This is a genomic window from Candidatus Desulfosporosinus nitrosoreducens, from assembly GCF_030954495.1.
GTDB classification, from domain to species: Bacteria; Bacillota; Desulfitobacteriia; order Desulfitobacteriales; family Desulfitobacteriaceae; genus Desulfosporosinus; species Desulfosporosinus nitrosoreducens.
Window position 1 is genome coordinate 264,157 of the sequence record NZ_JAVHUW010000065.1, and the last position, 25,623, is coordinate 289,779.

A 25,623-nucleotide genomic window follows, 5' to 3' on the forward strand; every position below is an offset into this window, starting at 1 on the left:
TATTCGTAAAGTTAAGTAGTATTCAATAATTCAACATAATTAAAGGAGAGAAATATAGTGAACATTATTGCTCTTAACGGCAGCCCACGAAAAACTTGGAATACAGCAACCTTACTAAGCAAAGCTCTTGAAGGGGCAGCTTCACAAGGAGCTGAAACTGAATTAATTCATCTTAATGATTTGAATTACAAAGGGTGCGTCAGCTGCTTTGCGTGTAAAAGAAAAGACGGGCAGCATGGAAAATGTGCCGTGAAGGATGATTTAGCAGAGGTTCTTGAAAAATTAGAAACGGTTGATGCGATTATTTTTGGTTCACCGATTTACTATATGAGCATTACAGCTGGAATGACCGCACTTTTAGAGCGTTTTTTGTTTTCCCATAGCATTTATAATCCGGAAATAGCAACAGTTTATCCCAGGAAAATTCAAGCTGGATTTATTTATACTATGAACGCAACAGAAAAACAAGTTGAGCAATTTGGACTTAAGCAAAGTTTGAATTTACATGAAATAATGATTGAAAAAACCATAGGAAAACCTGTTACAAGCCTATATAGCTATGATACTTATCAATTTTCTGATTATGAAAAATATGAGTCGTCGATGTTCTCCGAAGAGGCTAAGGCAAAACAGAAAGCTGAACAATTTCCGCTTGATTGCCAAAGGGCTTTTGAAATGGGAGTAAAACTTGCATCTGATGAGATCTGACCTTGCAAAAGACCGGAAAAAGTAGAAAGTAGGAGTGATGAAAGTTTGAATATGGATCTGATTCAAGTTAGCCGGGAAAAATGTATCCGCTGTGGAATCTGTGCAGAAGTCTGCCCCTCAGGAAGTATCATTATCGAGAACCAAATGCCCCGGGCCACAGAGCGGAATTGTATTGCCTGTGGACACTGCGTAGCTGTGTGTCCCGCGGCGGCAATAGATAACGTTAAGGCACCGTTCGCCAAACAGTTGCCCCTTGAAAATGTACCTGTTCTTGACGCTGACACTGCAGCCCGCTTTCTCCGCTCCCGACGGTCTATTCGCCGCTACAAAGAAAATCCTGTACCCCGGGAAAAAATAATGCAGCTCCTCGATATAGCGCGCTTGGCACCAAGCGGAGGCAACACCCAAGGTGTTGCTTATCTCGTCATTGATAACGCTGAAATACTAGGCAAAATAACGGCTGCTACAGTTGATTGGATGGAAGAACAATTAAGAAAGGGTTCTGCATGGGCACAGTATTATAGTGGAGTGGTGGACACTTATCGCAAAACCGGTCAAGATGTCATATTACGGAACGCTCCATGTCTGATTGTAGCTATGACTCCAAAGGACTTTTATCTCCGTGGACGGGATAATACACATTTTTCCCTTGCATACGCTGAACTCTACGCCTCGGCTATCGAGTTGGGAACATGTTGGGCGGGATTCTTTGAAGGGTGCGCCTCTGCCAATTATCAACCATTGTTGAGTATCTTGAGCCTGCCGGAAAAGATGGTAGTCACCGGTGGATTGTTAGTAGGCTTTCCAAAGTATACTTATAAACGATTAGTGGACAGAAATCCCTTGCAAGTGTCGTGGTGGGGCTAAAGGAGAGAGAATTCCGGGTATAGTCAAGTGTTTTTCTCACTTCCCGATAAATGTCCGGAGCACAGTTTAATTAGTTTATCCAGAGGGCCATGCTTTGAATGAGCATAGGCCCTTGTTTATTTGCAAAGTACAATACGTCGTTATGATTGTAAAAAGATGAGTTAAGAATATTTAAAATTTTACTTTATGTGCTATAATATTGAGAAGATTATGAATGAATATTCATTCTCTAGTTGATTTTAAAAGGAAACTACCAGGAGGAGTTGAAGAGATGTTGCAGGAGACAATGAAAGCTCTGGTCTATCATGGGCCGGGCAACTATAGTTTAGATGATGTGCCGGTACCTAAAATCACCGGCCCCAGGGATGCTATTGGCAAAGTGACTTTAGCAGCAATCTGTACAAGCGATATTCATATGGTGCAAGGCCATATTCCAACCGCTCCCAGGCCCAAAATTGTAGGTCATGAGTTCTGCGTGGAAATCGTCGAAACCGGTTCTGAAGTTAAATCGTTAAAACCTGGGATGCGTTGTGTTGTTTTTCCGGCGGTATTCTGCGGCCAGTGTAAAATGTGCAAAAGCGGATTACCCGGCTTATGTGAAAAGTATGGGATATTTGGTGTTGGGGAACTCGAAGGGTCGCAAGCGGAATATGTGTGGATACCCGAAGCCGACCTGTTCTGCCTGCCTATACCAAGCAGCTTAAAAGAGGAAGATGTCATTCTTGTCCCCGATATGTTGGCAACAGGTTGGTTTGGCGTAAAAAATGCGGAAGTGAATTCTGAAAAAATAGTAGCCGTTGTCGGTGTGGGACCCGTCGGAATGTCGGCTTGTTTAATTGCCAAATCAATTTTTGGGGCCAAGAAAGTGATTGCTATTGATTTGCTGCCTGAACGCTTAGAGCTTTTACTGCACAATCAGGCAGTTGATGCGGTCATTAATTCAGGCACTGAAAATGTTAAAGAGAGAATTAAAGAGATCACCAAGGGGGCCGGTGTGGATGCAACCATTGAATCGGGTGGTGTCCAACAAACCTTTGAACTCGCCACAAGAATTACTAAATTCGGCGGAATCGTATCTACAGTTGCAGTATTTTCTAAACCTTTAACCGTACACATGGATAAAATTTTCTCTAAGAACCTTACAATACGAATGGGAATTCATAAAGGGGAGGGTATTGGAGAAATGCTTCAAAAAATACAAGAAGGAAAACTTGATCCACGTTTTATGCTGACCCATACGAGACCTTTAAATGATATTTTGGAAGGCTACGAAGTTTTTGGAGGCCAAAAAGACGGTTGCGTCAAATGGGCAATAACTCCTTATGAGAGAGATCGTTAATAAGATTATGGCGGTTGGGAAAATGAGGTAAGGCGAACAAAAGGGAACGATTGCTTTTCCGGTATCTGGGAATGAAGATAAAAGAAGGGGGGCCTTTGGAACTGAGTGCAGTTGCAAAGGCTCCCCTTTTTTGTGGGCAAATTGCTTAAGTCAGGGGCGGATCTTCCCCATGCCAATCATAATAAGAAACAAACCATTTGATACAGACTATCTATTACTAACGCCAAAAGAGCAAAAACAGGTTTTAAAGGCCCTCCGCTTCCTTGCCGATAACCCAGGGCATCTATCTTTGCAAACTCACAAGATTGAAGACACCCCGTTTATTGAAGCCTATGCCAATATGGATATTCGTATAATCTTTGAAAGGATAAGTGATACCATTATTTTACGAGCCGTAGGACATCATGATGTCCTAAAAGGCCTATAACCGGTAGATGGAGTAAAGAATTGGTGGTCATAGCGATCACCCTGATATCCCGAATCGTGACGGATACCCGGAACAGGGCCAATAAACTGATGCGTATCTTCACAGAGTACGGAGCCGGACAGCTTGCCTCCTCAAATTCGGATTTGAATCCGAATTTGAACTGCAGCCAGGCAGTTGAAGAGTTGAAGGATTCCCCGGAAAAAGAACTAACCGCCCCGCAGCCAGGATGGCGGTTAGTTATGCCTATTTTAAAAAATTGGATGGCAAAGTCCAATATCACCCTAACGGAATTTTTTGCCGAGGAACGCCCCCCAGCTTGAGCCGGAACTTCGACGTCTTGTGGATACAGCCAGAAAGCTGTCACCGGAACAAATTGATTGTCTTCAAAAGTTATTGGAGTCCATGAGCAAGGATTGATTTTGTTCTATAGGCCATAGGAAAAAAGAGTAAGTGGTTCTATTGAAGCTTCATTTATACTACGTGTCATTATCATTGTGTGGCTTGAAAATAGGAAAGGGCGCCAATCAGTTTTTAAGACTGACTGGCGTCCTTTTGCATAGTTTTTGAATTATTTGGTGAATGGTGGAAGGAAAAGATAAAAGTTTGGCGAAAAAGAAACTATACGTTAAACGTTGGCCGTAAGGTACGCCAATGCAACCAATAACGGGATGGAGTTAATGGCTACTATCAAAGGACTGGAAGCTTTAAAGGAAAAATGTCGCGTGACTATCTATAGCGACTCGAAATATTTGACAGAAGCCATTGAACGGAAATGGATCATTAAGTGGATGCGTAAAGGGTGGATGAGGAGTAAGACGGAAGGGGTCAAGAACGTAGATCTATGGAAAAGACTGTGGGCGATGATCCAAAAACATGAAGTCAAGTTTCATTGGGTACGAGGTCATGCAGGGAATCCGGAAAACGAGCGCTGTGACCAATTAGCGACAATAGCTATGAATATGCCCGACTTGGAGGAAGACATCAGAGAAGAGGCTCAAGGCTTTTCCCAAATCGGCATGGACCTTCTTAATTGATCACACTTTTGGTGTTAATAAAGACCGTATGATAGATTCACTTAAAAAGTGACTTAAAACCAAGGGCTTTTGGGGGTAAATAAATGCATTATATCGGAATCGACTTAGCCTGGATCTATGCCAATGAATCGGGAATTTGTGTGATTGCTGACAATGGGGAAATCATCTCTTGCGAGTCCAAGGTTTTCAGCGATGAAATGATTGGGGATATCGTAGCAGAGTATGCCCGGACAGGAGCCATCGTGGGGATTGATGCTCCTTTAATCGTGAATAACGAGACAGGTGCCCGGTACTGTGACAGTGCTATTATGAGAGAAAAAATTCATGGCAGAAATCTGTCCGTTTTCACCTGCAGCAGACGCTTTATGCTCAAGCACTTCGGGGCAGTCAGGGGAGAAGAAGTGGTCAAAACCATTCAAAAGCGGATGCCGGCTTTTGCCCTCACTGGTGACTTGAGCAATAAAGAGCACGTGATTGTGGAAACCTTTCCCACGGGAATAACCTTAGGTCTTTTTCCCGATGCTTTTCAAGTTAGATATAAGATTAAACATAAGATTGCTTTTGAAACAACCAAGACAGAAATGGGGCGGATGGTCAGCCTTTTGCAAAGGCTGGGGGACTTTGATCCTCCCATCCGTAATATAGACAATTTTTTCGATCATTCACAGGGCATTCAAGCTATGTCTAAAAAGGGGTATAAGAACCTTGAGGACAGGCTGGATGCTTTTTTATGTGCTTACGCCGCCTATTGGCTCGCCAGGCATAAGGGAAAGGTGATTGGCGATGACCGAGATGGCTTCATTACTATTCCGGTAATAGATGAGAAGGAAGTCCGTGACGGCAAATCAGAAAGGATAAAAGTGTACAACAAACTGGTTCGTGATAAGATACCTCAGATCATCGAAGACAGTGGCAAGAAAGCCATTATCGAAAAGGTTTCGGGTACAGGGTACCTGGACTTATTAAAGTTAGGGGAAGAGCTTCAGGAGTACCTGGACAGCCAAAAGGTTGAAGAACTAGCGGATTTAGTGGAAGTGGTCTATGCCATCCTGGATTATAAAGGGGTTTCCCGGCAGGAATTCGAGAGTATCAGGAAGCAAAAGGTTGAGGAGAGAGGCGCTTTCCGGGATAGGCTCCTGCTGAAAGAAGTTAGGGACGACTGAGAGGTTGAGGGAAATTGACAGAAAAGATCATGCAGAAGGGAAGCCTGGGCAGCGTCACTGAAGATCTCTTTGTCGAGCTGTTCTGTGATACCTTTGGTCCGGAACAAGCGGAGTATCTCTTTCTTCAGTATCCGGTCACAGATATTTATGGACATAGACGCTCCATTGATTTTGCGCTGGAAAGCGAAGACTTAAAATCGCCATCGAGATTGACGGTGAAACCTATCATAATTCCAACAGGGTTTCTTCTATAATATAGGATATAGATTCATGATTAGTATATTTGTGAGTACGATTTTTGTAGTCTGCATGAGTGTTTAGTAAATAAAATATTGAAGCTAATGATATTGATATAGGAGCATTTTTAGATTATAAAGGGAGGGTAAGAAATGAAGATTGTATCTCTTTTTAATAATAAAGGCGGCGTTGGAAAATCAACGTTAGGTTTTCACTTGGGATGTGCACTGGGTGAAATTGGAAAAAAGGTTCTTCTTATTGATTTAGACCCCCAGTGTAATATGACTATTTCTGGTATGTTTGAAGACGGACTGCATCAGATTTGGCAAGAAGAAGATGATTTTATCGATGATTACGGACCAACTGTTGAACGATATGGCTTAGAGAAAATAATAAATACCTCTAGGTCAATTCACTTTCTTCTTAAACCTACAGAGGATGGATTAAATGAACTGACAAAGTATCCGCCGGTAATTAAACTCTATAATAATGTGGATTTAATCCCTGGACGGCTCTCCCTACATAAATATGAAAATAAACTTGCAGAGCGTTGGAGCGGATTATACCAAAGCGATAATGTGAGTATTAGGTACGTGACGAATATTCGTAGATTATGTGAAATTTATAAGAAACTTAATGGATATGACTATGTCTTGATAGATACTTCCCCTAGTTTGGGAATTCTTAATAAAGTGATCATTTCCACAGTTGATGGCTTTATAATTCCTGCCCTGCCAGATATGTTTAGTGTATATGGTATTCGTAACATAGGAAATTCTCTGCAACAATGGCAGAGAGAGTTTGAGACGATATATAAACTTATATCCGAAGATAAAAGGGCAAGGTTCCCTAAAAAGTTTGTTCAATTCCTTGGATATACAATATACAATGCCAAAAAGCAGTCTAAGAATCTTAATGAGTACGATTTGGCAGTTGCACATTATGCATACGCAAAAGAAATGCCGAAAATCGTTGATCGATATATAATGCCTCAAAACAGAGCTCCTATTGCTGACATTATGAATCCAATAGGAGGTGATGCGGTTATGCATTCTCATAACACATTTCCCTCTGTGGCGCAGTCGCTGAAGTGTCCAATGTGGCTTGTCCCTCAAACTTATAAATATTATCAGGAAAATAATCCGGAATTGCTGGACTCTTTATTAGTCGAAGAGCCCAATCCGGGCCATTTTAAAAAATATAAAGAAACACAAGAAAATTATCATGTTTTTGCCAAGGAATTTATTGGACGGGCGGAGGTGCTATAAATAGCAATGGAGCTTCTCGAAAAGAAAGAAATTGTTGAGGTTGACCTTGTGGATCCCGTGATTAAATTCTATTGTAATAGGCAGACACAATTTCTTTTAGAGCAATTTCTGAATCAAGTAAAAACCTTTTTTGAATTGAATCCAACATTACATACTCCTCCATTTCCGGTTGCTCATTCTATTAAAGCTAGATTAAAAGACCCGGAGCACCTTCGAGATAAACTGAAACGCAAAGCCGAAAAAGGAATTAAAGTAACAGAGAATTCATTGCTTTGTGAAGTCACAGATCTGGCGGGTGTACGTGTGCTACACTTATATCAAGATCAGTTCGAGACAATTCATACAGAGATAATTAGAAAGGTTGATTGTGGAGACTGGGTTTTGGGAGAGGATCCAAAAGCCTATACTTGGGATCCAGAAACTAAAGCCTTTTTTGGCCGTTTAGGTATTTTAACAGAAGTCCGAGATTCATACTATACAAGTGTTCATTATCTTGTGAAACCCAATAATAAAAGCGATATATGCTGTGAAATACAAGTGAGAACGTTGTTTGAAGAAATATGGGGAGAAATAGACCACGCCATTAATTATCCACATAAAGTCGAAAGTATTGCTTGTGCTGAACAACTTAGGGTGTTATCTAAACTTGTTTCTACTGGAACGAGGCTGTCAGATTCTATTTTCAGATCCTATAAAGAATACGTTGAAAAAACTGATAAAGATTTGTAATTGTAAATTCCATATTCCATGGTGGATCACCAGTTGTTTCTATTGTCAGGCGGATGAACTTTCCATTATCCATATACCAGTTTGGCTAATTAGCAGAAGTCCAAATATGGACATATTTGTAAGGGATAAATAATAAGTAATTGTTTTTAGAGAAAGGGACTATTTTCGTAATAACTTTCTGGATATATTTGGTTGGTTATCCAAAAGATTATTCGCAAATTCAGCAGTAAGATGACATGCCTAGGTCAATTTAATAGTGTCAGGAGTGAAGCACATAGATGAAGTTCTCTAATCATAATAACGTTAATTTAATGAACATAGCGGAAGTAATTCACCGTATTATCCGATTTACTGAAGAGCTAAATAAATTTTGGTCGAGTGCTCAGGGATGGGCCCCAATAGAGGCAGCACAGTTATTGACCAAATCCCGTCTTGACTGGCAAGTATCTTTAGCTCACTACCTAAGTGAATGGGAGGATGATCCAATTTCTGAAAAATACGACGGCGGATTGATTTTGGCCTGGTCAAATCTAGGGAGTCTCGTTGAAGGTACTATGAAATTATTCCTTTCAGTTTATTACATGGACTATCAGGAAGATGTTAATGCAATTAAGAAACGTGACAAATTAGTTGACTCCGATCGGTTAGAGCTTGAGCAACTTAGGCAGTTTTTCATCAAAAGAATTTGGCTTAATGATAGTGAGTGGAAAGAATGGGTTTTGCATGTTCAGCAGAGGCGGAATGCAATTCACTCCTTTAGAGATAGAAAGATAGGCTCATTTGACGATCTTCGATCAGATGTAAGGCGATACCTTGAATTTATTAGGTACCATAACAGTCGCCTCCCGTATCCAGATGAAGTCTTTTGTCCTTTCTTTTAGGGATAGGTCTTGCCGACCCGGTTAGAAGGATCTTTAGATCAAGACTCCAGTTATTCATGTTCACATAAAGCTAATTAATGGGAAGGTTGAGTATTCCTTTAAGATTCTTGAAGAAGTTGATGCAACAAATGGAGATAAGTAAGATTACTTTAGGCTAAAACTAGAAGTTCAAATAATAACATAAGGGGATAAATTCATTTATGGGTGAAATTGTAGGGATTAAAATTGGATCATATGAATTTCTATCATACAAAAACACGTTTGGTGATTTATTAACAATATTTTGTCCGGAAGATAGATGTGTTAAAGAATGTACTGATGATGACGGCGAATCTTATACTTGTTATTCATTTATTACAACTGTTGAACGGGCTAAAAAGAGCTTGGATTGTTTGGGATTTACCGTTGAAGCTGCGAGAAATTCGTTTGATAAAAGTAAACAAGAAGAAATTGAATTTCTCGACGAATGTTTTGATGCTAAGCATGACCAATATGATAGTAAGGTAGTAAGAGAAAAATTTACATTTGACAAATGGTGTACAGCTGCAAAACGGTATGCGCTTATGCTATCAAAAGACCATTTTGCTTATACAAAGTGCCAATATAAAAATTTAGAAAAACAGCGTAAAAGAAAAGATCTATCTGTTGCAGAGCGGATTGTGCTCGATTCCTTACCATTTGAGGACAATGAACATTTCTTTGGCATCTATTTTGAATATACTTCCCGTTGGGAAATATTTAGAGTATTATTGGATGCTTTTGAGCCTAATATGCAAATTGTATTAGACTATACGGACTTATTCAATGGTGGATGGTGTAATGAATTTCCAGAAGATAGTGATTTTAGCGTACAAAAAACAATAATTCTAACTGAAGGAAAATACGACGCGGATGTAATATCAAAGTCTATGCAAATTTTATACCCGTATATGAAAAAATACTATTCATTTATAGACTTTTCTGGAGCAAATGTTCAAGGAAGCACAAGCTTTTTAACCCATTATGTTAAGGCCTTTATCGGAGCTGGCATTCAAAATAGGATAATTGCTTTATATGATAATGATGCAACAGGATGTTCAGAAATCGAACTACTGAAAACTATTAGTCCTCCATTAAACTTTAGAATAATTACATTACCACATATCGAACTTGCAGAAAACTACCCTACCATTGGCCCGACAAAAGACGAATGCGTTGATATTAACAGAAAGGCTTGCTCAATAGAACTATTCCTTGGAAGAGATGTTTTAACCGAAAACGGAAACTTGATTCCAATTATGTGGAAAGGTTATATAGACAAAATAGGTACTTACCAAGGTGAAATTATTAAGAAGGGTGAAGTACAAAAGAAGTTTAATAGAAAAGCAGAAGCAACGAGTATAAATGGAATAATAGACTTTGAAATCTGGAGGGAAATGGATTTGTTGCTTAATACAATTTTTCAGGCATTTATTAATTATGAAGGGGAACAAAAACGCAAATAAGTTAATGTTATAAGATTCCTGTTAAAAATCGAATCTCGATGATTATATGAACGAATATATCTTTTCAAGAGCTATAAGGATCTTTTAATGAATACTGACCATGAAATAACTGATGAATCAATATACCTCGACATATATAATTTTGGAAAGACTGGAATGATCAACAAAAACGGCATGAAATTGTAATGAAAATAGCCGATTCAATTACAACCGAAAGAAATGAAATGGCACATGCTAAGGTGAGTTACCAAGAATATGTGGGCTTCCACTAGTTTTCATTAGATCGTATTAAAACAGAGTCTGTATGCTATAAACAACAGCTAAAGACAAAATGGTATGGGTTAAAGATGTAATTAGAGAAAAGGTATACAGCCTCAAGCCCAAGGAGGATATGGCAATGCGAGTAATCAATCAGGCTACTCTGATTCGTTATTTGTCTGTTATGAACAACGGAGAGATTGATTTCTTCTTGGGTTCTGGCGCGTCCGCTCAAGCCGGAATCCCCACTGGAGGAACAATGATTTGGGATTTCAAACGTGAACTGTATTGCACAGAAAATAGTGTATCAAAAGATTTGTTCAAAGATCTGAATGCTGAAATCACACGAAAAAAATTGCAAAATTACTTTGAATTCCAAGGCGGTCATCCTGCACTTTGGGCACCTGAAGAATATGCACATTATTTTGAACTATGCCATCCTACTGCTATCGCAAGAGAACGTTACATACTGAGCAAAGTTAATGACATTTCGCCATCAATAGGACATTTATGTCTAGGCAACCTATTTATCAAAAAGAAAGTCGTCAACATTTGGACAACGAATTTTGATGAACTTGTTGAAGCGGGTATCAAGACGCTTGTTCCACATCATAGCTTTAATGTCTACAGCAGTGCCAATAAAAGCGTTGCTCCAAGCAATGCTCTTTCGTCGGTTATAAAACTGCATGGCGATTACCGATATGACCATATAAAAAATACGCCAACTGAACTCCAGAGACTCGAAGCTAGTATGCAAAAGGCCTTTTCAGTATCTCTCGTTAACAAGGGACTTGTCGTAGTCGGGTATTCAGGTTCAGATGAATCCATTATGAGTATTTTTGAAGCTGGAATGATAAATTCTGATTTTTTGAAATACGGCCTGATTTGGACAATACCAGAAGGTGTGCAATTATCTGACCGCCTAAGCGCTCTGATGGAAAGAGTATGTCAGGTAAATGAAAATTCTGGCATAGTGCAAATTCAAGGCTTCGATAAATTTATGCACAGTATCTATGCGACACAGATCAGTAAGAACGATGTCATTGAGAATCTATGGAAAGACTATGCCCATAGAAAACTCCCCATCAGTTTTCAAATAGCACCGAACACTAACTTTACCAAACTGAACGCGTTTGAATCAACATCTTTCCCATCGTGTATGGTATTTGATACGGATATATCCTCTTGGAAACAATTGAGAGAGGTAATCGGCGATAGCAGAATTATAGCAGCGCTTTATGCTAGTCGTATATATTGTTTTGATGAAACAGATGAAATAAACAGGGTTTTCGATTATCATGTCAAATCTCAAATAGAACAAGAAAGGGTTTCAAACCGCATTTTGTATTGTACCGATTCAATTTATATTGGTATGCTATATTCCATTATAAAAAAGGTATTGATTAGTGAATTTGGAATGATTGAATTCCGGCGAAATAAATATTATGATCCCACAGTAAGCCGCAGGGATTACGATCTCCACTGCTTGATTTATGAAGCTATTGAAATCTCTCTTTCTGTTTACAAAGGTAAAATTTATTTGAACACAGTCCCCACAGTTTTTGTTACTGATTACGGTGGCAATACATTTGAACGTTTTGAAAATCAAAGAAGAATCAATTCGGCAATGTCGAAGCTATATAATGGACAATATAACGAAAAACTAAAGTTCTGGAATTTGTTATTCTCAAAAAATAGGCCTTTTTCATTTTCCTATAAGAGTTTTTCGTTGTCCTTTAACAAAGTCCCCATAAGTAGTGGCGGTGTTTCCCGTGTCCAAAGCTGGCCTACTAAAACATGCTATCGTTTCTCTGAACCGGAAATGCAGTTTAGTGTTACTGACATAAGCAAAAGGTCTGTTAATCAACTGAAAGGTATTTCAAAATATGCTCCACTTGATTGCTCCTATTACACGCAACAAACGCATAGACCATCTATTGAACTGGCTATTATTTCACCGCAAGAACAAATAAGAAAACTTCTGAATCATCTGTCAAAACTTAATCAACCGGCCTTGCCACGGAACCCTAACGATGGATTTTTAACACAATATTCTGGATTTGATGCTGTGTTTAAGAGAGGCCTATCAATTCCTGCGGAAAATAATACAACCAAAGTATTCCTTTACTCTCAAAGCCGTACTTCCAACATGAACGAAGTCGACTATTCGAATGGTTTAAAGAGAACTATTGACAGACTCGCAGGTCAAAACAATTTTGACATAGCTGTCATATATATTCCCACCGTTTTCTCTCGATTCAGAGAAAATCACTTGACTGATTTCAATCTTCATGATGCCATAAAGCTATATGCGACAGACAAATCTGTTAAAGTGCAATTTATTGAGGAAAGGTCCATAGACTACTATGATCAATGCAAGGTTATGTGGGGTTTGTCTACCAGCCTTTACGCAAAAGCGACAGGTATTCTTTGGCAACCAGTTACAATGAATAAAGAGACTGCCTTTGTCGGCGTAAGTTATGCCATCTCGAAAAGTAAAGGTACATGTATCGGTTGCAGTCAACTGTTCGATTCGACAGGAACCGGGATTCGACTTCTGCTTAGAAAAATTGATGATCCCGGATTCTGGGGTCGTAATCCCTATATGAAGAGTGATGAGGCAAGGTCAATGATGTCCACTCTTCGTGATCAATACTACAAATACGATTCGACAAATCCGTTAAGGCGTATCGTTGTACATAAGACTACACCGTTTACTCAAGAAGAAATAAAGGGTTTTACACAGGCCCTTGAGGGTATCGATGATATCGAACTTTTGCAGATTCAAGAATATGCTTCATGGCGTGCTATTCGGTATGATACGATAGATTTCAAAAGGGATCCGGCGCGGTTCGCTATCCACCGAGGAACAGCTATGCCGTTGGATGATGATTGCTTTTTACTATGGACGCATGGGTGTATCCAACACAATGACTTATCAGGGATTGGGCACAACTATTATAAAGGCGGGCGTGGTATACCTTCGCCATTGCTAGTTAAGCGGTTTTATGGAAAAGCATCAGGAGATGTATTGGTTAATGAAATTCTGATGCTTTCAAAAATGAACTGGAATAGTGGTGACAGCCTTTATAAGCAATTGCCAGTTACTTTGGATTTTGCAAAAGTACTCTCACGGATGTCCAAGCAGGACGAAGCGATTTATAATAAGCCGTATGATTTCAGATATTTCATGTAGAAATAGTTTTCTTCACAACTTTTGTTAGAAGGTATTTGAATTTTCCATATAACTGTCTAACTCTGTTGCGTTGTGAACCGCACATCATCCGTATTAGGCCAATAATTTGGAAGTCCCTAAATATCTAGGTAATTTATCAGGAAAAAGTTAAGGGTGGCGCAGTTGTTTTCACAAAACGTATTATTGGAAATAATAACACTATTGATGCCGGCTATGTAAAAAGGGGTTGCCTTGCATTCTCCAATTAGGAACAAAGGAGGGAACGAACCTGAAACCCATCGTCTTTATCGATACCGAAATTGAACCGAAAAGTGGCAAAGTGCTGGATATCGGCGGTGTCAAGGGCGACGGCGGTTCCTTTCACTCCAATTCTCTGGTTGACTTCGCTAGGTTTCTTCATGGGTCGGACTATGTTTGCGGCCACAATATTTTCAAGCATGATTTGCAATACATTCGCCAGGCCCTCATTGCTGCCGGCCTTGATGATCCGAAAATTATTGATACCTTGTTTCTTTCCCCGCTGCTTTTTCCGGCCAAAACTTATCATAAGCTGGTCAAGGACGATAAGCTGCAAACTGAAGACACCAACAACCCGCTGAATGACGCTATCAAGGCCAAAGACCTTTTCTTTGATGAGATTGCGGCCTTTCAGCAGGCGGATGACGGTTTAAAACAGATCTTTTATCAGGTCTTGAGAGAGCAAAAGGAGTTTGTCTCCTTCTTTCATTTCCTGGGCTATCAAGGAGACACGATCCATCTCGAAAAAGCAATTCGTGAAAAGTTTCATTCCCAAATATGTGTCAACAGTGACCTGGCCCGGATAATCGGGGACTATCCCGTCGAACTGGCCTACTGTCTGGCGCTGATCCATACGGATAACCGCTATTCTATCACGCCGCCCTGGGTTTTGAAGAGCTATCCCGCAGTAGAACGAATCATGTTTTTATTGAGAAGCAGCCCGTGCCTGAAAGGCTGTGGGTATTGCGATCAGGCCCTGGACGTTCATCAAGGGCTGAAGTATTTCTTTGGCTTTGATCATTACCGGACCTATGCCGGGGAACCTTTACAGGAGAAGGCCGTTCAAGCCGCAGTTGGCAACAAATCTCTTTTGGCCGTCTTTCCCACCGGGGGCGGCAAGTCCATTACCTTTCAGGTGCCGGCCTTAATGAGCGGAGTCAGCACCAAGGGGCTGACCGTCGTTATTTCTCCTTTGCAGTCCTTAATGAAAGACCAGGTGGATAATCTGGAACGATTGAATATCACAGATGCTGTGACGATTAACGGTTTGCTAGACCCCATCGAACGGGCCAAGGCTTTGGAACGGGTGGAAAATGGTTCGGCCTCCATTCTGTATATCTCGCCGGAGTCTTTACGCTCTAAGACCATTGAACGCTTGCTGTTAGGCAGGAATGTGGTCCGTTTCGTCATCGACGAAGCCCACTGTTTTTCCTCTTGGGGCCAGGATTTCCGGGTGGACTATTTATATATCGGGGACTTTATCAAACACTATCAGGAAATGAAAGGCCTTGCGGAAGGGATTCCTGTTTCCTGTTTTACGGCTACAGCCAAGCAGAAGGTGATCGCAGACATCCGGGACTATTTTAAGAAAAAGTTAGCACTGGAACTGGAAGTCTTCAGTTCCAATGCTTCCAGAAGCAATCTTCATTATGAGGTCTTCGCGAAGCGGGATGAGGAGGATAAGTACAATACTCTGAGAAATATGATCGAAGAAAAGAACTGTCCGACCATCATCTATGTGTCGCGGACCCGTAAAGCCGAGGTATTGGCCCAGCACTTAAGCCAAGACGGTTATCAGGCCGGAGCCTACCATGGTCAGATGGACAAACAGGAGAAGAGCGAAAATCAGGATGCCTTTATGCGGGGAGAACTTCAGATCATGGTCGCTACCTCGGCGTTTGGCATGGGGGTGGATAAGAAAGATGTGGGCTTGGTCATCCATTACGACATCTCCGATTCCCTGGAGAATTACGTTCAGGAAGCAGGCAGGGCAGGACGGGACGAAACGATTTCCGCCGCCTGTTGTGTGCTGTTTAATGACGATGATTTGAGTAAGCATTTTGAGATGCTGAACCGGACCAAGCTGAGCATACAGGAAATCCAGCAGGTCTGGAAAGCGGTGAAAGATCTCACCAGATCCCGGAAGCAGGTGTCTCAATCCACTTTGGAAATTGCCCGTAAGGCCGGTTGGGATGACAGTATCATGGAAATCGGTACCAGAGTGGCTACGGCCATTGCCGCCTTGGAAAATGCCGGCTATCTGAAAAGAGGCCAGAATAGCCCGAGACTCTATGCCAACAGCATTTTAGCCAGAAATGCCGAAGAGGCCATTCAGAGGATTGACCGTTCCGGTCGTTTTAGTGCTAAGCAAAAGGAACAGGCCACACGGATCATCAAGAAACTGATCTCCAGTAAAAGCAAAGGACGCTCCGGGGATGAAGTGGCGGAAGCAAGGATCGATTATATCTCCGATCATCTGGGGATTGTGAAAGAGGACGTCATCCAGATTGTCAACCTTTTGCGGGAGGAAAAGATTTTAGCGGATGCTAAAGACCTGAATGCCTTTATTAAGAAAAAGGATAGCAGGAAGAATTCTTTGGGTATTCTGAAAACTTATGAGCAGATCGAAAAATTTCTCCTCACCATCATCGGTGATGAGGAAAAAATCATTCATCTCAAGGAGCTGAATGAGCAGGCGGAAGCGGCGGACTGTGCAGAAGTTTTGCCCAATAAGCTCAAAACTATTTTGAATCTCTGGGCAATCAAAAACTGGATCAGGCGGCAGACCACACCTCACTCTAAAAACCATCTGGCCGTTCTGTCGCTGTTTGATAGTGAAACCTTGACGGCTAAGCTGGAAAAACGCAACGATATTGCCCGCTTTATTTTGGATGTGCTTTATGATCGAAGCCAGGCAGACCCGGCTGCGGATGAAAGCAGCCGGGAGGAAGTGCCGGTAGCCTTTTCGGTTTTGGAACTGAAAGATCAATACGACCGGCGGTCCACCCTTTTTCAGACCAGCGCGACGACGGCGGAGATCGAGGATGCCCTTTTCTATCTTTCCAGAATCGAAGCACTGAAGATCGAGGGCGGTTTTATGGTGGTTTATAATGGGCTGACCATTGAACGCCTGGAGCAGGACAACAAGAAGCGCTACAAATTAGAGGATTATCAGAGGCTGGAGGAGTATTACCGGAATAAAGTCCAGCAAATCCACATTGTTGGAGAATATGCCCGGAAAATGATCAGGAACTATCAAGAGGCCCTCCAATTTGTAGATGATTATTTTAAGCTGAATTACACGTCCTTTCTGCAACGATATTTTCCAGGCAGCCGGCAGGACGAAATCCAACGAAATATTACCCCTGCCAAGTTCAAACAGCTCTTTGGCGAATTGTCCCCGACCCAACTGAAGATCATCAAGGATAAGGAATCCAGGATTATGGTCGTCGCTGCCGGACCGGGAAGCGGCAAGACGCGGATTCTCGTGCATAAGCTGGCCTCCCTGCTGTTAATGGAAGATGTCAAGCATGAGCAATTGCTGATGGTGACCTTTTCCAGATCGGCGGCGACGGAATTTAAGAAGCGATTGTTAAAGCTGATTGGCAATGTGGCCAACTATATTGAGATCAAAACCTTTCATTCTTACTGCTTTGACTTATTGGGCAGAGTCGGCTCCCTGGAAAAGTCAGGGGATGTCATCCAGGAAGCCATTAAGCGGATCAAGAACGGACAAGTCGAACCGGGCCGGATCACGAAAACCGTCTTGGTGATCGATGAAGCCCAGGACATGGATGCCCATGAGTTTGCCTTAATCAAGGCTTTGATGGAACAGAACGAGGGCATGCGGATCATTGCCGTTGGCGATGACGACCAGAATATTTTTGAATTCAGGGGGGCCAGTTCCCGCTATATGGAGAGCCTGATCACCGAACATGGGGCTGTGCTGGTTGAACTGGTGGAAAACTACAGGAGCAAAAGCAATCTCGTCGATTTTGCCAACCAGTTTTTAACGCGCCTGCCCAACCGCTTAAAGCACACGCCGATTATGGCTGTCAAGAGTGACAACGGCAGGATTAAACGGGTCTGCTATGGCAGCCAGTATTTGCTGACGCCTTTAGTCGAGGACCTCCTGGCCCAGGGGCTGACCGGCAGCACCTGTGTTTTGACCAAAAGGAATGAGGAAGCTTTACAGATTGCCGGGCTGCTTATGAAGAAGGGCAGGCAGGCCAGGCTGATCCAGTCCAATGAGGGGTTTAACCTCTATAACCTGCTGGAAATCCGCTATTTCCTCAGCCGCCTAAATTTGATGGAGGATGTTTATATCATTCGTGATGATCTTTGGGAAACTGCCAAGAGGAAACTGGCGGAGCGGTTTAGGGGCAGCTTGAATTTAGAGAGTTGTTTCAATCTGATTAAGGATTTTGAGGCGGCGAATCCCAAGTATAAGTATCAATCGGACCTGGAGATCTTTATCCGCGAATCTGCGCTGGAGGATTTTATTGGCGAAAATGTGGAAACGATCTTTGTGTCCACTATTCATAAGGCCAAAGGCCGGGAGTTTGACAATGTCTTTCTGATGCTGGACCACTTTGACCCGGGAACCCAGGAGGCCAAACGCCAGCTTTATGTGGCTCTGACCAGGGCCAGGAATAATCTTACCCTTTATGATAACGGGAACTATTTGAATTTCATCAAAGCCGAGGCTATGCAAGTGGTTGTTGATCCTCAACCCTATGGTCCGCCCCAGGAATTGGTGATGCAATTATCCCATCGGGACGTTCAGTTGGATTTTTTCCTCTCCTGCCGGCATCTGGTTAAGGATCTGAACAGCGGGGAGTTCCTCGGTGTGGACGGGAAGGGTTGCTATAATGCCAAGGGCCAGGCTGTTCTCAAATTCTCCCGGCAATTTTTGCAACAAATCGAGTTGATGGGGAAAAAGAATTATGTGCTGAAAACCGCCAAGATACGGTTTATTGTTTACTGGCGGAAAGAAAATATGGAGGCCGAGGTGAGGATTGTTTTGCCGGAGCTTTACTTTGAGAAAATATTGCCCATGATTATTAATCAGAACTAATCTGCATGGGAGGATCATGAGAATGAAGTATACTTGCACGTTGCTTGCTGTAAGAAATATAGAAAAAGCAAAGCAATTCTATCACGATGTTTTAGGGTTAGAGATTGTTGCAGATTTCGGGGCAAATGTGACTTTGACAGGTGGTATTGCCTTGCAGACTGCTGATACTTGGAAAGGCTTTATTTATAAGCAAGATGAAGATATTGTTTTTGGAAACAATGCCTGTGAGTTATATTTTGAGGAAGAAGATATGGACGGCTTTGCTGCCAAATTAAACCTTATGAAAGATATTGAATATGTTCATCCCCTCCTTGAACATTCCTGGGGCCAGCGAGTAGTTCGTTTCTATGAATAATGAGTATCTTGGAAGATGTAATGAAAGCAATGAAAGAAGCAGGAAAACCTGTGAGTGCGGGAGAAATTGAGAAGATTACTGGATTGGACCGTAAAGAAATTGATAAAGCTTTTAAAGAATTGAAAAAGGAAAATATGATTACTTCTCCAGTACGATGTAAATGGGAACCTATCAACTGAATCAAAGGTTCAATATCTCGAACTCTATCGTCTGACCTAATTGACATTTATTATAGAAATATAATTAAACAAGGTTATAACCCGGCCCAAAGGCCCTCCGACATAAAACACGGAGGGCCTTTGGGCCGGGTTCTTTTAAGATAGGTGATTTATATTGATGCGCTGATTAAAACCAAGAAAAGCACATTGACGGGACAATTTCCGCATGCTATGCTGAGAATACCAATAATTGGAGATGAGAAAATGCCGGGTTAATCGTTAAGTTTATTAATTAGCCAAAGGTATTAAACAAAAAAGTCTTAGATAATGACAAGAGGATGTGATCTGAATGCCTGGGCAAAATCATCAGATATCTGAATTAGAAAGTATTATGCTTCAAAATAATCTATTTAAGAAATTCAAATTGAGCAAATTAGGAGTATTCGGTTCTATGGCAAGAGGAGAAACGTCTAATGACATAGATATCCTCATTGAAGACAATGTTGATTACCGATCACTGTCAGTGTTTAGAGATGAGCTCAAAAACTTACAAATAAGCACATAGATATTGTAATTGAAAGGTATGCCAATCCCATAGTGCTGCATAGAGCAAGAAAGGAGATTATCTATGTTACCGAGTCTTAAGTGATACAAGTTTCTTATATAGGTCTTGACCGTTCAAAGCTCTACGAATTATAAAGGAGTAAGATTTAGTGTAATCTTACTTCCTTATAAGCATAGGCCCCGCGCGTTTCGGCGCGGGGCCTATGCTTGTGCGCCCGGCATGGGCTCAGTCTAACGGGTGAAAGTCCCGAGTGCGGGTTGATAGTGCCAAGCACATAGCCAAGAGCAAGAGCATCCATCGCGAGGTGGAGTTTAAAGGAAGCTGGAGGCAAACTTCTGGTCTGACGAACAGAAATCACATCAGGCATATGTAGACTGGGTAAGGTTGCAAGACAAACCAAAGCCCTAAACTATCTGGAAGTCTACGGTGTAAATGTGTCAGATAGGTGGAAGGAAAGACTGCGTCCTTACCCGGGGAGGTCTCACGGACGTGCGGAAACAGAGCGTATGAAGCGCGGTTGAAACAAGATTTATCGTGAGAAGTAAGCAGAAGCCATAGTACATTACCACAAACAGTCGACGGTCAGTGGGAAGGGCCGAACTTTAGGAGGTTGACAGTCAATGAAGGTTACCAAGGATGGAACAAAGTACAGAAAACTTCAAACCGAAGGCTGTCTGCAAAATATACCTGCGGAACAGGAAGGATATGCAGAAGCGTGCGCTGGACTGCGTGCAGAGGCGCCTGATAAAGTGGGCTATGTAAGTACAAGAATTTTCGTGGACACCGCCGGAGAGCTGAAGAATGGCTAGTCCAGGTAAGAAAAAGAGAGCCCAACTTGTTTGCACATTGGGCTCTCGGTGGGAAATTTTAATGAGTGAATATATAGAAGCCGTATGAATCGAGAGATTCACGTACGGATCTGTGAGAGCCTTGGGGTGAAACTCCTCTTGGCTACTCGACTGGTAGGAGGTCACTCAAATAATGAGTGGCCTCCTACCTGATTCATATCAATAAATAAAGCTGCGTATCATAGTGTAGCTTGAAAATAGCAAAGGGATGTCAATCAGTTTTAGGCGCTAAATATTTGGTGAATGGTGGAAGGAAATGATAAAAGTTCGGAGAAAAAGAAACTATACGTTAACGTTGTCCGTAAGGTACGCCAATACAACCATAACCGGATGGAGTTAATGGCTGCCATCAAAGAACTGGAAGTTTTAAAGAAAAAATGCCGCGTGACTATCAATAGCGACTCGAAATATTTGACAGAAGCCATTGAACAGAAATGGATTGCTGCACAGACTTTTTGAGAATAAAAATGAAGTTCAAATCTATGATTATGTGGATATCAATATCAGGATGTTGGAGAAGATGTATCATAAACGGCTTAACGGCTATGCTGCGATTGGCTATAAAGCTAAAGGTGAATCAATGGCGGAGGAGTCCAACAATAGTATCTTTGATAAAGATAATTTCCTTTCGGTATATTCTAATGATATTATCAATGCAGCTAGGGAAGTATTGATTGTCAGTCCTTTCCTTACCAGGAAGCGAACCTTACAAATGATGCAATACCTTATGGTTGCCTTGGAAAATAAAGTGAGAGTGATCGTGGTAACCAGACCTGGTGAAGATTTTAAGGAAAAGGATAGGAGTAGGTTACAGGAGACAGTGGGTTTAATGAAAGATGCCGGTATAAGTATTATCTTTAAATCACAGATTTATCAAAAATATGCAATTATTGACCAAAGGCTTGTATGGTACGGAAGCATAAATCTTTTGAGTTTTGGTAATGCGGAAGAAAGTATCATGCGGCTTGATAGCCCGAATATTGCCAATGAGTTGATATGGAGTATGGAGAATAAGTAATGGGAGGTGGTACTTTCCGTCTCTTATTCTTGCTGTGATGGCGAATTATAGAATTAGAGCTCTAAACCTCTTATTTGTCTAACCGGTAGTCCTCATTTAATAGTATATCTATGGATTGTAAAATATGTAAATATACCATAATATTCCACAGTGCATTCTCCTTTTTAAAAGGGTTTGTGATATACTAATATAAATAGTGCCATTCACGTAATTGATTCTACGGAGGTAAGAGCGATGCCGGTTAAAAAGCATACGATAGAAGAAATCAAAGCTGTTGTCGAACCAATCGCCCGGAAATATGGCGTTGAACGGGTGTATTTATTTGGCTCTTATGCTCGTGGAGATGTTACAGAAAACAGTGATGTAGATTTACGAGTGGATAAAGGATCTCTTAAAGGGATGTTTGCTTTATGTGGGCTGTATACGGAAATTGAGGAAGCTTTACAGATAAAAGTCGATGTTCTGACAACAGGAAGTCTGGATGATGATTTTCTGCGTAAAATCCAGAAGGAAGAAGTGCTTTTATATCAAGGCCTTGCGTAATGTAGTTGTTCATAACTATGGTAAAATTGACGATAAAAGCTTATGGGAAACGATTACAAGTGATATTCCGAAACTTAAGGACTATTGTTCCGGCATAATTCAACAGCCTGATGTTCTTACGTAATCTTTACAGAATTTTTTGCCGAGGAACGTCCGCAGCTTGAGCCGGAACTTCGACGTCTTATGGATACAGCCAGAAAGCTTTCACCGGAACAAATCAACTATCTGCAGGAGTTATTGGAATCATTGAGTAAGGATTGATTTTGTTCTCTAGGCCATAGGGAAAACAGATTAAGTGGTGTTATTAAAGTTTGATTTTATACTACGTAACATTATCATTGTGTGGCTTGAAAATAGAAAAGGGCGCCAATCAGTTTTTAAGACTGACTGGCGCCCTTTTCTATAGTTTTTGAATTATTTGGTGAATGATGGAAGGAAAAGATAAAAGTTCGGCGAAAAAGAAACTACGTCAAACGTTGTCTGTAAGGTACAGGAGAGGGTGAACTTCAGATGAGAAGACTTTATGTATTTAGTGCCATCGCGCTGTTAAGTTTGCTTACTTTGGCAGGATGCTCTAATCGGAAAACTGATAATATCTCAGAAAGTATTGACTCGGCTTACAAAATTACACAACCATCAAATAAGGGGGAATTGAAAATTATCTATCAAAAGCCGTTAGATGACAAGACGTTAGTTTTGGCTTCCAAATATCCAGGCGATGGACATACGATGACAAATCTATTCATTATAGCGAGTGATAAAAGTGTTGAAAAAATGGCAGGGGGAGTTTTAGAACCTCTTAGCCAGTGTTTTAATGCTAATGTAATAGAGTACAATAACAGGACAGTTGTATTTGGAACCTTCAATGCTTCTAAATGGGACTCTGACACTGACATAAAGAGGCCAGTGGATATCCAAAACATCGTTGTTAAATTTAAGAATGGCGAAATAGTGAAGGAGAAAGTAGGAAATGCTTATATAGTCTATTCAACGCGGGAATCAGCTTTGGAAAACATTGAACTGTATAATGACAATGGGCAACTGCAAAGTGAGTTAAATGATATAGGTGAGGCAAATTATACAGAGTTTTTGAATCTAGCCGAGTAGGTCATAGCAGTGAGTATGTCCAATTGTGAATTATCCCTTGTTTTCGAGGCCAAGTGAATTGCATGCTATTATGCTATTAGAATGGATTGCTTTTGTCCAATAATTATTTTGTTAACACAAAACGTCAGTTCGCGTTATTCTTACTTTTAGACGTATACATAGAATGTGAGGTCATGATGGCAACCACTTATGAAAAATATCTAAAACTGAATATTGACGGCTCCCGCGTTGGTTTGGAGCGTGACGAGAGCGAAAGCAACTATTTTTGCACGCCCAAGGGTGCGAAAGTGATCGGTTGGGCAGGAACGGATGGTATTCACTATTGCTTCGTACGCGGCTTTGGTGAGATGATGTTTGCCGTCAGCCCGATGAGAACGGCGGGAAGTTATGTGCATCCTGTGGCAAGAGATTTTAAGGACTTCCTGCGGCTCCTGCTGGCTTGCGGTCATGCCGTGGCACTGGGGCAGGTATACTGTTGGGATCAAGCGCAGTTTGACGCTTTCCTGCGGGACAATCCCATCACCGGTGAGCAGCAGGCTGTGCTGGATGCCATTCGGGAGAAGCTGTTGCTTGCGCCTATGAAGCAGCCCTTTGCTTATATTAAAAAGCTGCAGGCCGGGTTTGATTACAGCCGCATCAAATATACGGAAGATTACTGTGCGTGGGTTCCTGTCAAGCCGAAGATACCTGAATGGAAAGTTTACTTTGACGGCAACTTTTGGGGACATCATGATCGTGAAAGAGCCGGCAGGGAAATTTCTCTCGCTAAGCAGTTTGTCTGGGATGATGAAGCCTGGTATATCCCAGCGATTTACACCTGCAGTAAAGGTTTGGTCGTGGATTTTTGCCTTCGGGTTCCAGCAGAGCGCATCCGTTTCTTTATGGATAAATGGAATCTCTCTATTGAGAATGACGGAAGCGGCTTTACCGATGAACAGCAGATGCAGGCCAAGGCAGAAAATCCGCTGGCCTTCAATATGAATTCGAAAGTTGTCTTGAACGAAACTGTCCTTTCAGGCTCCCGTGGCTGCGGCGTGTCATGGAATCCCTGCTTCCCAGAGGGCAACGATATTGAAGCCAAGAACGTGATACGACATTATGGCCTTGATCCTGCTTATGGTTGGGCAATCTGGCGTGCCGCATTTCCATGGCTGAAAAAACCCAAACCGCAGATCACGACGCTCAGCATAACCCTGATGCAGAGGCCTGTTGCTGTAGTGGGACTGCACTTCCATGTGTCAGCACCCGGCGAGCGCGTTGACTTTACACACCCGACTACCGGCGCACAGCATACGCTGATCGTGCAGGAATATGAGCAGCACCAAATGTCCTGTGAGCATTTTAACAGACAAAATCAGGAGTTCCCGCCATACTGTGCTGTGATGAGCTATACGCTCTCGCCGGATCTGCCTGATGAGGCATTCACTGTCATGGATTGCCTTCGTTCCGACCAACCTCGGCAGAAGCGCACCGATCCCAATGAGCCGCAGCAGGTATTCAGCGGCATTTGCTTCGGTATTATTGGCGGCGCAGCTGGTCCGACTGCCATCATTTTCGGCGGTAGCGAACAAGGTAAGCTCCATCATACCTGCTCTGCTCTGTATTTTGAACCGGTGGACGATGTGGAATGGCGCACGGTGTTTCATGAAAAAAGCCGTAAAGATATTACGGTGGAAATCATATAGGCCTGTTCTAAGAGATTATGAGGATTATGGGCAATTGGAATAGTTTAATTGTATTTCACGTCCATAAATATTTGTAGGCTAATATGGTATAAGGATGATTAAAGAGGAATTACTTATTATTTATATAATCCAACAGAGCAATAAATCAGAATTTGAGGAGAATACTGTGGACAAATATACAAGAGAAGAATTAGAAGAAGCTCTTCAAATTGTTTCTTCAGTTATCAGTAGATGTGAAAAAATGCAGCCAAAATTTTTGGAGGGTACTTCTCAGCACACACTCCTTAAAAACAGGATAAAAGCAATGTATATTTCCAAATTGTTGATAACAGATGAAAATGTCATGGACAAAAAATATACAAAAGAGGAATTGATCGAAGCACTGCCACCTGTATCTTCAATTATCAGCAAATGTGAAAAAGCACAGCTGAAATTTGCGGAGAGTACCTTTCATCACACCCGCTTCCGGAATATGATAAAAGCAATGTCCATTTCCCAATCATTGCTAACGGATGAAATTACTCGAAGAGGTTGAATTCTAATCTGCCGTATTGACCGGCCTCATTAACTCAGCCAGTCAGTTTATCCTATGCTCAAGCTCGTCTAAGGTTACAACTCAACCTTCCTTTATGCAGAGGAGCCGTTGAGGTTGTCCCAA

At 41.7% G+C, this 25,623-nt stretch carries 24 protein-coding genes and 1 pseudogene; all 25 read left to right on the top strand.

The genetic code is table 11. From position 1 onward, the window contains the following. The first annotated feature begins 57 nt into the window (after positions 1-57). The 25 genes and pseudogenes from REC12_RS17620 to REC12_RS17740 all read left to right on the top strand — a co-directional run bounded on the left by REC12_RS17620 (position 58) and on the right by REC12_RS17740 (position 25,500). Positions 58-708 carry a flavodoxin family protein gene (locus REC12_RS17620; protein ID WP_308896718.1) on the top strand — a complete coding sequence of 217 codons (651 nt, stop codon included), beginning with the start codon at positions 58-60 and terminating at the stop codon, positions 706-708. Between the two features lie 51 nt (positions 709-759). Continuing rightward, positions 760-1,575, top strand: a complete 816-nt coding sequence (locus tag REC12_RS17625) for a nitroreductase family protein (RefSeq protein WP_308896767.1) — start codon at positions 760-762, stop codon at positions 1,573-1,575. A 271-nt stretch (positions 1,576-1,846) separates the two neighbouring features. Continuing rightward, complete coding sequence (locus tag REC12_RS17630) at positions 1,847-2,914, top strand: alcohol dehydrogenase catalytic domain-containing protein (RefSeq protein WP_308896720.1); 1,068 nt, start codon at positions 1,847-1,849, stop codon at positions 2,912-2,914. 169 nt (positions 2,915-3,083) lie between these two features. After that, positions 3,084-3,341, top strand: a complete 258-nt coding sequence (locus tag REC12_RS17635; RefSeq protein WP_308896722.1) for a DNA helicase — start codon at positions 3,084-3,086, stop codon at positions 3,339-3,341. Positions 3,342-3,364: 23 nt separating this feature from the next. Then, positions 3,365-3,661: a hypothetical protein gene (locus REC12_RS17640; protein WP_308896723.1), complete on the top strand. Its 297-nt coding sequence runs from the start codon at positions 3,365-3,367 to the stop codon at positions 3,659-3,661. A gap of 312 nt (positions 3,662-3,973) precedes the next feature. Further along, complete coding sequence (locus tag REC12_RS17645) at positions 3,974-4,375, top strand: ribonuclease H family protein (protein WP_308896724.1); 402 nt, start codon at positions 3,974-3,976, stop codon at positions 4,373-4,375. A gap of 83 nt (positions 4,376-4,458) precedes the next feature. Next, positions 4,459-5,538 carry a DUF429 domain-containing protein gene (locus tag REC12_RS17650; protein ID WP_308896726.1) on the top strand — a complete coding sequence of 360 codons (1,080 nt, stop codon included), beginning with the start codon at positions 4,459-4,461 and terminating at the stop codon, positions 5,536-5,538. A 14-nt stretch (positions 5,539-5,552) separates the two neighbouring features. Continuing rightward, positions 5,553-5,792, top strand: a complete 240-nt coding sequence (locus REC12_RS17655) for a hypothetical protein (protein ID WP_308896728.1) — start codon at positions 5,553-5,555, stop codon at positions 5,790-5,792. 135 nt (positions 5,793-5,927) lie between these two features. Further along, positions 5,928-7,043, top strand: a complete 1,116-nt coding sequence (locus REC12_RS17660; protein WP_308896730.1) for a ParA family protein — start codon at positions 5,928-5,930, stop codon at positions 7,041-7,043. 6 nt (positions 7,044-7,049) lie between these two features. Then, entirely contained in the window at positions 7,050-7,772 is a 723-nt protein-coding gene (locus REC12_RS17665) for a RelA/SpoT-related domain-containing protein (RefSeq protein ID WP_308896732.1), read from the top strand. A 278-nt stretch (positions 7,773-8,050) separates the two neighbouring features. After that, positions 8,051-8,653: a hypothetical protein gene (locus tag REC12_RS17670; RefSeq protein ID WP_308896733.1), complete on the top strand. Its 603-nt coding sequence runs from the start codon at positions 8,051-8,053 to the stop codon at positions 8,651-8,653. Positions 8,654-8,853: 200 nt separating this feature from the next. Beyond that, positions 8,854-10,137, top strand: a complete 1,284-nt coding sequence (locus tag REC12_RS17675) for a HEPN/Toprim-associated domain-containing protein (protein WP_308896735.1) — start codon at positions 8,854-8,856, stop codon at positions 10,135-10,137. 397 nt (positions 10,138-10,534) lie between these two features. Continuing rightward, on the top strand, positions 10,535-13,591 hold the full coding sequence (locus REC12_RS17680; RefSeq protein WP_308896737.1) for an SIR2 family protein: 3,057 nt from the start codon (positions 10,535-10,537) through the stop codon (positions 13,589-13,591). A gap of 226 nt (positions 13,592-13,817) precedes the next feature. Then, a complete protein-coding gene (locus tag REC12_RS17685) occupies positions 13,818-18,686 on the top strand; it encodes a RecQ family ATP-dependent DNA helicase (RefSeq protein WP_374214224.1) in 4,869 nt (1,622 codons plus the stop codon). Positions 18,687-18,708: 22 nt separating this feature from the next. Then, positions 18,709-19,038 (top strand): annotated as a pseudogene (locus REC12_RS17690) (VOC family protein); the annotation flags it as partial. 2 nt (positions 19,039-19,040) lie between these two features. Then, complete coding sequence (locus tag REC12_RS17695; RefSeq protein WP_014904112.1) at positions 19,041-19,220, top strand: transcriptional regulator; 180 nt, start codon at positions 19,041-19,043, stop codon at positions 19,218-19,220. A gap of 328 nt (positions 19,221-19,548) precedes the next feature. Then, on the top strand, positions 19,549-19,764 hold the full coding sequence (locus tag REC12_RS17700; protein ID WP_308896741.1) for a nucleotidyltransferase domain-containing protein: 216 nt from the start codon (positions 19,549-19,551) through the stop codon (positions 19,762-19,764). 620 nt (positions 19,765-20,384) lie between these two features. Then, a complete protein-coding gene (locus tag REC12_RS17705; RefSeq protein ID WP_308896743.1) occupies positions 20,385-20,573 on the top strand; it encodes a hypothetical protein in 189 nt (62 codons plus the stop codon). A gap of 378 nt (positions 20,574-20,951) precedes the next feature. After that, entirely contained in the window at positions 20,952-21,071 is a 120-nt protein-coding gene (locus REC12_RS17710; protein ID WP_374214225.1) for a ribonuclease H family protein, read from the top strand. A gap of 61 nt (positions 21,072-21,132) precedes the next feature. Next, complete coding sequence (locus REC12_RS17715) at positions 21,133-21,630, top strand: phospholipase D-like domain-containing protein (RefSeq protein WP_308896745.1); 498 nt, start codon at positions 21,133-21,135, stop codon at positions 21,628-21,630. A 234-nt stretch (positions 21,631-21,864) separates the two neighbouring features. Continuing rightward, positions 21,865-22,173 carry a nucleotidyltransferase family protein gene (locus REC12_RS17720; protein ID WP_308896746.1) on the top strand — a complete coding sequence of 103 codons (309 nt, stop codon included), beginning with the start codon at positions 21,865-21,867 and terminating at the stop codon, positions 22,171-22,173. Then, a complete protein-coding gene (locus REC12_RS17725; RefSeq protein ID WP_308896771.1) occupies positions 22,115-22,297 on the top strand; it encodes a HepT-like ribonuclease domain-containing protein in 183 nt (60 codons plus the stop codon). The genes REC12_RS17720 and REC12_RS17725 overlap by 59 nt, the downstream gene beginning before the upstream one ends. Before the next feature lie 386 nt (positions 22,298-22,683). Then, positions 22,684-23,280, top strand: a complete 597-nt coding sequence (locus REC12_RS17730; protein WP_308896747.1) for a hypothetical protein — start codon at positions 22,684-22,686, stop codon at positions 23,278-23,280. Between the two features lie 176 nt (positions 23,281-23,456). Continuing rightward, positions 23,457-24,965 carry a hypothetical protein gene (locus tag REC12_RS17735; RefSeq protein WP_308896773.1) on the top strand — a complete coding sequence of 503 codons (1,509 nt, stop codon included), beginning with the start codon at positions 23,457-23,459 and terminating at the stop codon, positions 24,963-24,965. Positions 24,966-25,131: 166 nt separating this feature from the next. Continuing rightward, positions 25,132-25,500, top strand: a complete 369-nt coding sequence (locus REC12_RS17740) for a hypothetical protein (RefSeq protein WP_308896775.1) — start codon at positions 25,132-25,134, stop codon at positions 25,498-25,500. Positions 25,501-25,623: the final 123 nt, after the last annotated feature.